Genomic DNA, 12,025 nt, shown 5'->3' with positions numbered 1-12,025 from the left:
CATGCCTGTTGAAGCGCTGGATGAACTCTATGATTACGACCAGAAGTATCTCGCGGATATTCTGAAATCGGTGAAAACCATCGCCATGGTCGGGGCCAGTGCCGACAAGACGAAATTCAGCTACGGCGTACTGCGCGTGTTGCACGAGACCGGATACGACATGATCCCGGTGAACCCGAACCCGGCCCTGACCGAGATCCGGGGCATCCCCGTTGTGCATTCGCTCGAAGAGATCGATCGCCCGGTGGACATGGTCGAGGTATTCCGCCCCAAGGAAGAATTTTACGCGATCACCGAAAAAGCCATCGCGATCGGGGCCAAGGTGATCTGGGGTCAGATCGGGGTCTACGACGACCGCGCCGCGAAACTGGCGGAAGATGCAGGCCTCAAGGTGGTGATGAACCGCTGCCCCAAGATCGAGCTGTTCCGCCCATTCTGGAAACCGCGCCTCGACCTTGTGATTTAGACGCCCATCGCCGCACAGGAGACTGACATGCCACAGATCATCGCGAAAAGCGCCGTGGAAATCGTGAACGAAGCGATGGCCGCGATCAGCGCCGAAGAGGCGTTGGAACTGGCCGGGTCGCCCGATCACGTCTTCGTCGACCTGCGCGACGGCACCGAGCAGGCCAAGACCGGTGTGATCGAGGGAGCGGTTCGGTCCTCGCGCGGCATGATGGAATTTCACATCGATCCGGAGAGCCCGGCGCACAAGCCGGAATTCAACCAGGACAAGACCTATGTCTTCTACTGCGCCTCGGGCGGACGCACGGCCATGGCCGCGAAATCGGCGATAAACATGGGTCTATTGCCCGTGGTCAACCTGACGGGCGGCGTTGGGTCCTGGACAAAGGCCGGCGGCACGCTGGTCTGAAGCGATTTGAGAAGGGAAGGTGCCATGGCCTACGACAGTGACACATCAAGCGACGATCTGATATTGCGCGCCGACAATGACGGCGTTGCCATCCTGACGCTCAATGCGCCGCGGTCGATCAACGCGCTGTCCGAAGACATGCTGTCCGCGCTATCGGGCACCTTCGACCGGATCGCCGGGGATCGCAGCGTCAAGGCCGTGATCCTGCGCAGTGGTGGCGATCACTTCTGCGCCGGTCACAATCTCAAGGAGATGACCGAACGGCGAGCGGACGCGGACGGCGGCTTTCAGTATTTCCAGGACCTCTTTGCCAAGTGCTCCGCCATGATGCTACGCGTGGTGCACCTGCCGCAGCCCGTGATCGCCGAAGTGAAGGGCATCGCCACCGCCGCCGGCTGCCAACTTGTCGCTTCCTGTGATCTGGCGGTGGCCGCCGATGATGCGCGCTTTGCGACCTCGGGCGTCAATATCGGGTTGTTCTGCTCCACGCCGATGGTCGCGCTGAGTCGCAATGTGCCGCGCAAGCTGGCAATGGAAATGTTGCTGCTGGGGGAGTTTCTGCCCGCCGCCCACGTCGCCGAAATGGGTCTGCTCAACCGGGTCGTGCCGCTGGAGGATCTGGAGGCCACGGCGATGGACCTCGCGCGCATCATCGCAGACAAAGCGCCCGCAGCGGTCAAGATCGGCAAGCGGGCCTTCTACGAACAGCTCGAGATGCCGCTGGAGGAGGCCTATGCCTTCGCAGGCCGCACCATGGCGGAAAACATGATGGCGAAGGACACCGAAGCCGGCATCGGGGCCTTCATCCGCAAGGCGCCGATGCCGGACTGGACCGGAGAATGACCTTCGAAGGCCCGGAGCTTGCGCGGACCGCGGCCAACCACGCGGCCCTCTCGCCCGTCTCGATCCTAAAAAGAGTGGAACGTGTGCATCCCGAACTGCCCGCGCAGATCCACGGCCGCATCCGGCGCTCTTGGGGCGAGGTCGCGATGAGGTGCAAACGGCTTGCGTCCGCTCTGGCTGCGCGCGGCATCAGCAAGGGCGACACCGTTGCCCTACTCGCCCCGAATATCCCAGAAGCGTTTGAGTGCGCGCTGGCGATCCCCATGCTGGATGCGGTCCTTAATGCCAACAATACCCGTCTCGACGCGGACACGATTGCCTATATCCTCGCTCACGGCGATGCCAACGTGCTGCTGGTCGACACGGAGTTTTCAGCAATCGCGGCGGAGGCGGTTGCGCAAGCCGGGTTGGATCTGCTGATCGTCGATATCGAAGACAGCGAAGGCCCGGGCGGCGAAAGGATCGGCGCGTTCACGTACGATGACCTTCTGGCGGAAGGCGACCCGGATTTCGCCTATACCCTTCCCGAGGACGAGTGGGATGCACTCGCGCTGAACTATACCTCGGGCACCACGGGCCGGCCCAAGGGTGTCGTCTATTCCCATCGCGGCGCCTGGACCAATGCGGTCAACAACGTGGTCACTTGGGAAATGCCGCACCATCCGGTCCACGTCTGGACGCTGCCGCTGTTTCGCTGCGACGGCTGGTGCTTTCCTTGGACGATCACCCTGCTTGCCGGCTGCCATGTCTTCTTGCGCGCGCCAAGGGCGGATGCAATTTACGATGCCTTCGCAGATCACGGCGTCACCCACCTATGCGGCGCGCCGATCATCATGTCGATGATTGTCGCCGCCGAGCAAAAGCGGGATTTCCCACAGAAAATCAAAATGATGACCGCCGCCGCGCCGCCGCCCGCCAGTGTGATCAATAAGATGGAAGCGATGGGGATATCCATCACGCATGTTTACGGGCTGACCGAGGTCTACGGTCCCGCTGTCGTCTGCGCGGAAAAACCGGACTGGGCGGCGTTGCCGCTTCAGGAGCGGGCGAATCTTAAAGCGCGCCAGGGCGTGGCCTACGAATTGGAAGAAGATGTGCTTGTGCTGGACCCGGATACTGGCACGCCTGTGCGATGGGATGGCACCACACTGGGCGAGATCGCGTTTCGCAGCAACATCGTGATGAAAGGTTATCTGAAGGCGCCGGAGGAGACTGCGAAGGCCTTCAAGAACGGCTGGTTCTGGTCCGGCGACATCGCGGTACAGCATGCCGAAGGCTACATCGAGATCCGCGATCGATCAAAGGACATCATCATTTCGGGCGGCGAGAACATCTCCTCCATCGAAGTGGAAAAGGCGCTCTATTTACACTCCGCTGTCAGCCTCGTGGCGGTCGTCGCTATGCCGGATGAAAAATGGGGGGAGGTTCCCTGTGCCTTTGTCGAACTCTCCGGTGACGCAACGGAGGGCGACTTGTTAGATTACGCCCGCGCGGTTCTGGCCGGATTCAAGCGACCGAAGAAAGAAATCTTAGGCGAGCTGCCGAAAACCTCCACCGGGAAAATCCGGAAAAATGAACTCCGCGAGCGGGTCCGCGATCACCGCTGACCATCCGCTTTTGACTGGAACCACGACATGGCCCATGAACTCGACTTTGCTCAATTCAGTTTCGGCACGCAGGTCCGTAAATCTCCCTTCTCCGATGCTGCCTTGCGGTGGGGGGCCAAGGGGTTCTCTGTCTACAACCACATGTACATCCCGCGCGATTTCGGCGACCCCCACCAGAATTTCTGGAACCTCGTGAATGACGCTATTCTTTGTGATGTTTCGGTCGAACGGCAGGTACAGATCAAGGGTCCGGACGCAGCCAGGTTCACCCAGTATCTGACGTGCCGTGATCTGTCGAAATGCGCCGTCGGACAATGCAAATACGTGCTGATCACCGATCAGGACGGCGGGATCATTAACGATCCGATATTGCTGAAACTCGCCGAGGACAAGTTCTGGCTGTCCACCGCCGACAGCGATGTGCTGCTCTGGGCGCGCGGCGTTGCCGTGAATTCCGGCATGAATGTCGAGATTACGGAACCCGACGTTTCACCTTTGCAGTTGCAGGGCCCCAAGTCGCGGGAGATTCTGCGGGCGGCCTTTGGCGATGGCCCGACGGCGTTGAAGTATTTCTGGTTCACCGAACTTGACTGGGATTGCGTCCCGCTGATCATTTCGCGCACCGGATGGTCGAGCGAGCTTGGTTACGAAATTTATCTGCGCGACGGCATCCATGGTGACAGGCTTTGGGAGCACATCATGGCCGTCGGTTCTCCGCTGGGTCTGAAACCAGGTCATACGTCCAGCATTCGTCGGATCGAAGCGGGCATGCTGTCGTACCATGCCGATATGAACCTCGCCAATAACCCCTTTGAATTGAACTTGGGGCGGCTGGTCGATCTGGACATGGAGGCGGATTTCGTCAGCAAGTCAGCCCTGAAACGGATCGAGGAACAGGGTGTATCCCAACAGCTCGTTGGCCTTGAAATCGAAGGCGATCCATTCACTGGATCCAATGATTTCTTTTGGCCGATCATGGAGGGGCATAGAAAGGTCGGCACCGTCACCTCCGCAATCTACTCTCCGAGGTTGAAAAAGAATATCGCGCTGGCGATGGTAAACTCCGAATTTGCATCCGTAGGCAAAAAATTGACTGTCAACAAGTTGACCGAAATGCGCGAGTGCTCCGTAGTTCCAATGCCGTTCTACGATCCCAGCAAGTCGATTGCCTCCGCGAGCTAGCCAAGGTGCGGCAACAATTTGAACACCTGGGCCGCAAACGACAATACGCTGGAGCCGAATTTTACAAGTTGTAGGAGGACATATTTTTGAGGCTGTCAGCACAAAAGCGGCCGCTGGCGCAACCGCACAGAGGTTTCGCTTAGTCTAAGGTTTGTGGCTGCTGTCAGCGTGAGCTGCAGCGGCAATAAACTTGACAAGGAGGAAAGTGCGGGCGGGTTCCAGTGTTATGGGGATTGTGGCTCAGGTCTTGGGCAGTCGATGCGTCGATCTTCGCGGCCTTTTTCGTCTGGGACGGTCAGCCCGTCGATTTCTGCAGGCCGATTGCGTCTCTCGTGCCTTGTTTCGCCGCTCTGAGCCCGTTGCAGTGGAGGTCTCAGTGGGATGGCCGCACTGACGGACCCGACGCCTCGAGATCGCAGGGCCGGGTGTGACGGATGGATCATGCGGCGTCCTCCCATGGCGGTGCGCGCGATCTCGGGGTTTGGCCGCGGGTGAAGGTTTCGATGACGATCATCGCGCCACCACATTTCAGGCATGTCTTGCGCGGGTCTCGCTCGGACGCATCGGCGTGCTCGTCTTCGCCGGTCGTCCGAGCGGGCTTTGGCTCTGTATCGATTAGACATCTGATCTTCTCGATCCTGTTGCGATGGATGCCGTTGGCCAGGAAGCCTGCGTGGCGGATGCGATGGAAGCCGGACGGCAGGACATGGCTGAGGAACCGGCGGATGAACTCGGACGTGGACAGACGTATGACCTTCATCCGGTCCCCGCGCTTGATCCGGTAGTCCTTCCACTGGAAGGCCACGGTGTCGGCATCCGCGCTGACGAGGCGGTGGTTCGAGATCGCGACGCGGTGGGTGTATCGGCTGAGATAGGCCAGCACCGCCTCCGGTCCGCCGAAGAGCGGTTTGGCTTAGATTGAGGTGCCCCTGGATTTGTAGACGCCTTTCTGGATCAGAACCAAGGCGATCGCGAGGCCCACGCCGATCAAATCGGTGATCCAGCCGCCGGCGATCATCGTCAGCCCACCCGCGCCTAGGGCGGCGCGTACGGCGAGGTTCGCGTGGCCGACAACCCGGTCTACCGCGGGCTCATCGAGCACCGCGACAAGACGTGGCCGGGAACGCATGCCGCCATCATCGACGACGCGCTGTGGGACCGGGTGCAAGAGAAACTGCAATGCGCCAGTGCACGGCGCCGGGGTCAGGTCGGACCCAGGAGTTCTTCCGCCGGGACCGATACATCCGCTCCGCTTCTGGGCAAACTCCGGTACGAAACCGGCGAACGCCTGACACCATCCCACACCAACCGGCACGGCAAACGGTTCCGTTACTATGTCTCGAACCGCCTGATCACGGGCAAGCGCCAAACCAAGGGGTGGCGCCTGAGCGCGAAGGTAGGCTGGGGTGCGGCGGTTCTGAACGGTAGTCAAGGCAAAGCGTCGACGAGATCAGGAATGGGAAAACCAGTAATGTCCCGAGTAGCTTGCACTACGGCCTCTCGTTTTGGACCTGTTCCTCGAACTCACCATGAGGGCCCGCGACGTTGAAGGTCGCAACCAGAGGCCGGATACACGAAGGAACTCGACCGCAGTGCTGTTGCCAAAGTCAACGAAGCCGCTTGCAACCCCGGGGCGTCCATACACGGACATTGCACCAGATCGCCGACGGCACAGCGTCTCAGTGCCGCACACATCGCCGCAAGCACCGGGAATATGGGGGAAAATCGACACCGTTCCTGTATGGGGAAATGAGACAAGGGTCGGTGGCGGAAGCGGTGGGATTCGAACCCACGGAACCTCTCGGTTCGCTGGTTTTCAAGACCAGTGCAATCGACCACTCTGCCACGCTTCCGGCTTTGGCGCTCCGGACAGCGCGGCCGCCGGTTCCGCAGCCTCTCCGGAGCGCCGCCGGTCTAGGCGGTTGGCGCCGGGCTGGCAAGTCCAAAGGGGAAAACTTGCCGAGCCGCGCGCTGCAGGCTTTCATTGGCCAAGTCGGCGCGTTATGATCGCGCGCAACGGCGGCTGCGCATCGGCCGCCTGCGAGGGAAAGACCGGAAAACCGGCAAACGGAACGGCGCAAAGCGGCTCCGGAACAGGCAAGGGACAAAGACATGGATCGGACCACGGCAAACCGCAGACCGCCCCTTCACCTGGCGGCGCTGACGCTGGCCATCGGGCTGCTGGCGGGCTGCGAAGAGGGCCAGGGCCCGGCCTTTCTGCAAGCCGGCGACAAGACCGAGGACACCGTCACCGAGACAGCGCAAGGCGAGGTGATCGAACGCGATGTCGAGGCGCCCGAGGTCTTTCAGGTGACCGAGGCGGGTCTCTGGGACGGTCGGCCCTCGCTGGGCGGTGTCTGGGTGGCGCATCCCGACGTGACCGATCCCGAGCGTGTGATGATCCGCAACACCACGAACGGCAAGTCGGTGGTGGGCGCCCTTTTCCGGCGTGAGCGCGAGATCCCGGGACCCCGCATTCAGGCCTCGTCGGACGCCGCGGCAGAGTTGGGCATGCTGGCCGGCGCACCGGTCGAGTTGAACGTGACCGCCCTGCGCAAGGAGGTGGTGACGCCGGAACCCGCCGCCGAAGACACGGCAGACCTGGCTGGCGGGGCCGCCTCGGGCGGCGAGATCACCGAAACCGCGCTTGACCCGATCGACGGCGCCGCCGCCGCGATCGAGGCCGCAGCCCCCGCCGACCCCGCACCGTCCGCGCCTGCGCCGAAGCCCACCTCGTCGCTCTCCAAACCCTATATCCAGATCGGCATCTTCAGCGTCGAGGAAAACGCGGACCGCACCGCCGGCCAGATGCGCAACGAAGGCATGGAAGCCACCGTCCGAGAGCAATCGGCCAGCGGCAAGACCTTCTGGCGCGTCGTCGTCGGGCCGGCCCAAACCAAGTCCGAACGGTCCGACCTGCTGGCCAAGGTCAAGCAGGCCGGATTCTCTGACGCCTATGCCGTGACCAACTGAGGAGGACCAAGGTGTTCGCTTCTCTCCGCTCTACCGCCCTCGCCCTTGGCATGCTGCTGGGCGCGACGCCGGTGCTGGCCTTCGAAACCACCGCAGGCGCCGCCTATGTCGTCGATGCCGGCACCGGAACCGTGCTGCTGGCCAAGAACCCCGACGAGCCGCTGCCGCCGGCCTCGATGTCCAAGCTGATGACGCTCTACATGCTGTTCGACGCCCTGCGCGACGGGCGCGTGGCGCTGGACGAACCGTTCACCGTGTCCTCGCGCGCGCGCAGCATGGGCGGATCGACCATGTTCCTCAACGAGCAGGACCGGCCCACCGCCGAGGAACTGATCCAGGGCATCATCGTGTCCTCGGGCAACGACGCGACCGTCGTGGTCGCCGAGGGCCTTGCCGGTAGCGAGGACGCCTTTGCCCGGCAGATGACCGAGATGGCCAAGCAGCTGGGTATGCAGAACTCGACCTTCTCGAACGCCTCGGGCTGGCCGCACCCCTATCAGCGCATGAGCGTGCGCGATCTGGGCATCCTGGCCGAACACCTGATCGAGGAGTTCCCGGAATATTACGGCTACTTCGCGCAGAAGGAATATGACTACAAGGATCGCTCGCCTGCCAACCGGTTCAACCGCAACCCGCTGCTGGGCCTCGGCATCGGCGCCGACGGTCTCAAGACCGGGCACACGCAGGAGGCCGGCTACGGGCTGGTGGGATCCGCCAAGCAGGGCGACCGGCGCGTGGTCTTCGTTCTGACCGGCCTCGACAGCCAGGCCGCCCGCTCCGAAGAGGCGCAGGCCATCGTCAACTGGTCGTTTCGGCATTTCGTCGAAAAGACGGTCGCCACGCCGGACGCCCCCGTGGTTCAGGCAGAGGTCTGGATGGGCGCGCAGCGAACGGTCGGTCTGGTCCCGCCGGCGCCTTTGAACGTGCTTCTGCCGGCGCTCAACGACAAGACGGTGGAGGCCGAGGTCGTCTATGAGGGGCCGATCAACGCACCCGTCAAGACCGGCGACCAACTGGCCGAACTTGTGCTCAAGCCCGAGGGCCTGCCCGAGATCCGCCGCCCGCTGGTGGCCGCCGAGGACGTCCCGCTGGGTGGGTTCGTGGTGCGCATGAAGACCGCCGCCAACCTGTTGTTCGACAAGTTCATCAATGCCCCGGCGGAGGCCTCGTGACGCGCCAGGGTCTGTTCCTGACCTTCGAAGGCATTGACGGTTCCGGCAAATCGACCCAGGCCCGGATGCTGGCCGAGCACCTGCAGGCGCGGGGACATGAGGTGGTGCTGACGCGCGAGCCCGGCGGTTCGCCCGGTGCCGAGGAGATCCGGCGCCTGGTGCTTGAAGGCGACCCCGACCGCTGGTCCGCCGAGACCGAGATCCTGCTCTTCACCGCCGCGCGCCGCGACCACCTGGAGCGCACCATCGCACCGGCCCTGGCGGCCGGCAAGGTCGTGATCTGCGACCGCTTCGCCGACAGCACACGGATGTACCAGGGCCTGTCGCGTGGCGACCTGCGCGCGCTGGTCGACCAGTTGCACGCGCTGATGATCGGGCGCGAGCCGGACCTGACGCTGCTGATCGACATGGATCCGGATGTGGGCCTCTCGCGCGCCCGCGGCCGGCAGGGCCGCGAGGAACGGTTCGAGGATTTCGGCCCCGCCCTGCAACACCGGATGCGCCAGGGCTTCCTGTCGCTGGCCGAGGAATTCGCCGACCGCTTCCGCATCGTCGACGGCACCCGCGACATCGACAGCGTGGCCGGAGATGTCGCCGCCCTCGTGTCCGGGGCGCTGCAACAGGCCGGGCCATGAGCGACGCCCCGCCGCCACCGGATCAGGCGCCGGGCGCCCCGCATCCGCGCGACGCCGCCCGCCTGTTCGGCCAGGCCCGGGCCGAAGGCGATTTCCTGGCCGCCTACGGCTCGGACCGGCTGCACCACGGATGGCTGCTGACCGGCCCCGAAGGTGTCGGCAAGGCCACGCTGGCCTGGCGCATTGCCCGGTTCCTTCTGGCCACGCCACCTGCCGAGGAGGACGGGCTGTTCGGCGCCCCCGAGCCGCCCGCAACGCTGGACATCGACCCCGAACACCCGGTGTCCCGGCGCATCCTGGCCGGGGCCGAGCCGGGGCTGACCTCGGTCACACGCACGGTGAACGACAAGACCGGACGGATGCCCGACGAGATCGTCGTCGAGGACATCCGCCGCCTGGGCAAGTTCTTCGGCCTCTCCGCCGCCGACGGCGGCCGCCGGGTGGTGATCGTCGACAGCGCCGACCAGATGAACACCAGCGCCGCCAATGCGCTGCTCAAGATGCTCGAGGAACCGCCGGCCCGCACCACGCTGCTGCTGGTCTCGCACCAGCCGTCGCGCCTGTTGCCGACGATCCGCTCGCGCTGCCGCATCCTGCGGCTGAACCCGTTGGGCCCGCACGATATGCAGGCCGCGCTGGATCAGGCCGGGGCCGACCTGCCGGCGGATACCGCGCATCTGACCGCTCTGGCCGCGGGCTCGGTCGGGGCCGCCCTGCGGTTGCTGGCGCTTGACGGCACGCGCCTCTATGCCGAACTCATCGCCATCCTCGCCTCGCTGCCCCGTCTCGACCGCCAACGCGCGCTGGCGCTGGCCGAGGCCGCAGCCCAGCGCAATGCCGGCGAGCGGTTCGACCTGCTGCTCATGCTGATCGACACCGCGCTTGCACGCCTGGCACGCACCGGCGCCGCCGGGCAGCCTCCTGCTCCCGAGGCCGCACCGGGCGAGGCCGAGATCCTCGCGCGGCTGTCGCCCGATCCGCGACGTGGCCGGGCCTGGGCGGAAACCGCTGCCACCATCACCGCCCGTGCCCGTCACGGCCAGGCGGTCAACCTTGACCCCGCCGCCCTTGTCCTAGATACGGTCTTCAAGATACAGGACACCGCCGGCAAGAGCAGATGAGCGACGACAAGACCCCCCCGCAGATCACCGACAGCCATTGCCATCTCGACTTTCCCGATTTCGAGGGGCAGCTGGACGGGATCATCACCCGCGCGACTGAGGCCGGCGTGACCCGCATGGTCACCATCTGCACCCGCCTGCGCAACGAGCCCGCGGTGCGCGCCATTGCCGAGGCGCACGAACCGGTTTTCTATGCCGCCGGCACCCACCCGATGAGCGCCGCCGAGGAACCGATGGCGCAGGTCGACGACCTGCTGGCCCTGGCGGATCACCCCAAATTCGTGGGCATCGGCGAAACCGGGCTGGACTACCACTACACCTCCGACAGCGCCGAGCGGCAACAGCAGTCGCTGCGCATCCATATCGAAGCGGCGCAGCGCAGCGGCCTGCCACTGATCATCCATGCCCGCGCCGCGGACGAGGACATGGCACGCATCCTGGCCGAGGAGCACGCCAACGCGCCCTATGCCTGCGTGATGCACTGCTTCTCGTCGGGCGCGGAACTGGCCCGGGTGGCGCTCGAGCTGGGGTTCTACCTGTCGATGTCCGGGATCGCCGCCTTTCCCAAAAGCCGGGAGTTGCGCGACATCTTCGCCGCCGCCCCCGTCGAGCGGATCCTGGTCGAAACCGACGCCCCCTACCTCGCCCCGCCGCCGCATCGCGGCAAACGCAACGAGCCCGCCTATACCGCCCACACCGCCCGCGTCGGGGCCGAGCTGTTCGGCCTGGACTATGCCGATTTCGCGGCGCGGACGCAGGCGAACTTCGACCGGCTCTTCGCCAAGGCCGCCGCCTATCGGGCCGCTGCATGAGTGACGAACTGCGTGTCACGATCCTCGGATGCGGGTCATCCGGAGGGGTGCCGCGACTTGGCGGGATCTGGGGCGACTGCGACCCCGAAAACCCCCGCAACCGGCGCCGGCGCTGTTCGATCCTGGTGGAGCGCGACGGCCCCGATGGCACGACCTCGGTGCTGGTGGACACCTCGCCCGACATGCGCGACCAGTTGCTGGACACCGGCACCGGGCGTCTCGATGCGGTGATCTACACGCATTTTCACGCCGATCACGTGCACGGCATCGACGATCTGCGAATGATCGTCTTCAACATGCGCAACCGCGTGCCGGTCTGGGCCGATGGCGACACCCAGAACGCCCTGCTCGGACGCTTCGGCTATGCCTTCGTGCAGCCCGAAGGGTCGGCCTATCCGCCGATCCTCGACCTCAAGACCATCGACGGCCCGTTCCGGATCGACGGGCCGGGCGGACCGATCCCGTTCCAGCCGTTCGAGGTCAACCACGGCAACATCGACGCGCTGGGGTTCCGCATGGCGGACCTGGCCTATCTGCCCGACGTCGCCGAGATTCCCGACACCGCCTGGGAGGCCCTGCAGGATCTCGACTGCTGGATCCTCGACGCGCTGCGCCGCAAGCCGCACCCGACCCATGCCCATCTCGACCGGTCGCTGGAATGGATCGCCCGCGCCCGGCCTCGCCGCGCGGTGCTGACCAACATGCATATCGACCTCGACTATGCCACCGTCGATGCCGAAACGCCCAATCACATAACCCCCGCCCATGACGGCATGGTGATCCGGACCAAGCTGTGAGACCGGCCG

The 12,025-nt window shown here is 64.4% G+C and carries 13 protein-coding genes, 1 tRNA gene and 1 pseudogene; 12 read left to right on the top strand and 3 right to left on the bottom strand.

Going from position 1 to position 12,025, the window contains the following annotated elements; genetic code table 11:
- The first annotated feature begins 1 nt into the window (after position 1).
- From BMX57_RS04810 to BMX57_RS04790, 5 genes are read left to right on the top strand one after another with little or no spacing between them, the layout of a single operon-like run.
- Positions 2 to 466, top strand: coding sequence for a CoA-binding protein (locus tag BMX57_RS04810; RefSeq protein ID WP_092363011.1), 465 nt, complete (start codon positions 2 to 4; stop codon positions 464 to 466).
- 27 nt (positions 467 to 493) lie between these two features.
- Positions 494 to 874 carry a rhodanese-like domain-containing protein gene (locus BMX57_RS04805; RefSeq protein ID WP_092363009.1) on the top strand — a complete coding sequence of 127 codons (381 nt, stop codon included), beginning with the start codon at positions 494 to 496 and terminating at the stop codon, positions 872 to 874.
- 24 nt (positions 875 to 898) lie between these two features.
- Positions 899 to 1,717, top strand: coding sequence for an enoyl-CoA hydratase (locus tag BMX57_RS04800; protein ID WP_092363007.1), 819 nt, complete (start codon positions 899 to 901; stop codon positions 1,715 to 1,717).
- The gene (locus BMX57_RS04795) at positions 1,714 to 3,324 is read left to right on the top strand and encodes an AMP-binding protein (protein ID WP_092363006.1); all 1,611 of its coding nucleotides are present in this window, start codon (positions 1,714 to 1,716) and stop codon (positions 3,322 to 3,324) included. Before BMX57_RS04800 ends, BMX57_RS04795 begins: the two co-directional genes overlap by 4 nt.
- A gap of 27 nt (positions 3,325 to 3,351) precedes the next feature.
- Entirely contained in the window at positions 3,352 to 4,506 is a 1,155-nt protein-coding gene (locus tag BMX57_RS04790) for a glycine cleavage T C-terminal barrel domain-containing protein (protein ID WP_092363004.1), read from the top strand.
- Between the two features lie 439 nt (positions 4,507 to 4,945).
- Here the strand turns inward: BMX57_RS04790 and BMX57_RS04785 are convergent.
- Positions 4,946 to 5,419 (bottom strand): annotated as a pseudogene (locus BMX57_RS04785) (transposase); the annotation flags it as partial.
- Complete coding sequence (locus BMX57_RS04780) at positions 5,420 to 5,686, bottom strand: hypothetical protein (RefSeq protein ID WP_177175381.1); 267 nt, start codon at positions 5,684 to 5,686, stop codon at positions 5,420 to 5,422.
- Between BMX57_RS04780 and BMX57_RS21050 the strand changes: the two genes are divergently transcribed.
- On the top strand, positions 5,570 to 6,055 hold the full coding sequence (locus tag BMX57_RS21050; protein WP_342341974.1) for a recombinase family protein: 486 nt from the start codon (positions 5,570 to 5,572) through the stop codon (positions 6,053 to 6,055). The genes BMX57_RS04780 and BMX57_RS21050 overlap by 117 nt on opposite strands.
- A 216-nt stretch (positions 6,056 to 6,271) precedes the next feature.
- On the opposite strand, the gene BMX57_RS04775 is transcribed toward BMX57_RS21050, so the two are convergent.
- Positions 6,272 to 6,359, bottom strand: a tRNA-Ser gene (locus BMX57_RS04775).
- 259 nt (positions 6,360 to 6,618) lie between these two features.
- Here BMX57_RS04775 and BMX57_RS04770 point away from each other — a divergent pair.
- Genes BMX57_RS04770 through BMX57_RS04745 form a run of 6 tightly spaced genes read left to right on the top strand, consistent with a single transcriptional unit; the run spans position 6,619 to position 12,016 of the window.
- Positions 6,619 to 7,479, top strand: coding sequence for an SPOR domain-containing protein (locus tag BMX57_RS04770; RefSeq protein WP_092363000.1), 861 nt, complete (start codon positions 6,619 to 6,621; stop codon positions 7,477 to 7,479).
- A 50-nt stretch (positions 7,480 to 7,529) separates the two neighbouring features.
- Complete coding sequence (locus BMX57_RS04765) at positions 7,530 to 8,651, top strand: D-alanyl-D-alanine carboxypeptidase family protein (protein WP_092362998.1); 1,122 nt, start codon at positions 7,530 to 7,532, stop codon at positions 8,649 to 8,651.
- Positions 8,648 to 9,286 (top strand): dTMP kinase, encoded by a 639-nt coding sequence (gene tmk, locus BMX57_RS04760; protein WP_092362996.1) that lies wholly within the window; start codon positions 8,648 to 8,650, stop codon positions 9,284 to 9,286. The genes BMX57_RS04765 and tmk overlap by 4 nt, the downstream gene beginning before the upstream one ends.
- Positions 9,283 to 10,407 (top strand): DNA polymerase III subunit delta', encoded by a 1,125-nt coding sequence (locus tag BMX57_RS04755; protein ID WP_092362994.1) that lies wholly within the window; start codon positions 9,283 to 9,285, stop codon positions 10,405 to 10,407. The genes tmk and BMX57_RS04755 overlap by 4 nt, the downstream gene beginning before the upstream one ends.
- Positions 10,404 to 11,219 (top strand): TatD family hydrolase, encoded by an 816-nt coding sequence (locus tag BMX57_RS04750; protein ID WP_092362992.1) that lies wholly within the window; start codon positions 10,404 to 10,406, stop codon positions 11,217 to 11,219. The genes BMX57_RS04755 and BMX57_RS04750 overlap by 4 nt, the downstream gene beginning before the upstream one ends.
- Positions 11,216 to 12,016, top strand: coding sequence for an MBL fold metallo-hydrolase (locus BMX57_RS04745; protein ID WP_092362990.1), 801 nt, complete (start codon positions 11,216 to 11,218; stop codon positions 12,014 to 12,016). Before BMX57_RS04750 ends, BMX57_RS04745 begins: the two co-directional genes overlap by 4 nt.
- Positions 12,017 to 12,025: the final 9 nt, after the last annotated feature.

Source organism: Cribrihabitans marinus, assembly GCF_900109035.1.
Lineage (GTDB): Bacteria > Pseudomonadota > Alphaproteobacteria > Rhodobacterales > Rhodobacteraceae > Cribrihabitans > Cribrihabitans marinus.
Note: the sequence above shows the minus strand (reverse complement) of the source record. Positions and strands in the feature narration are given on the sequence as shown.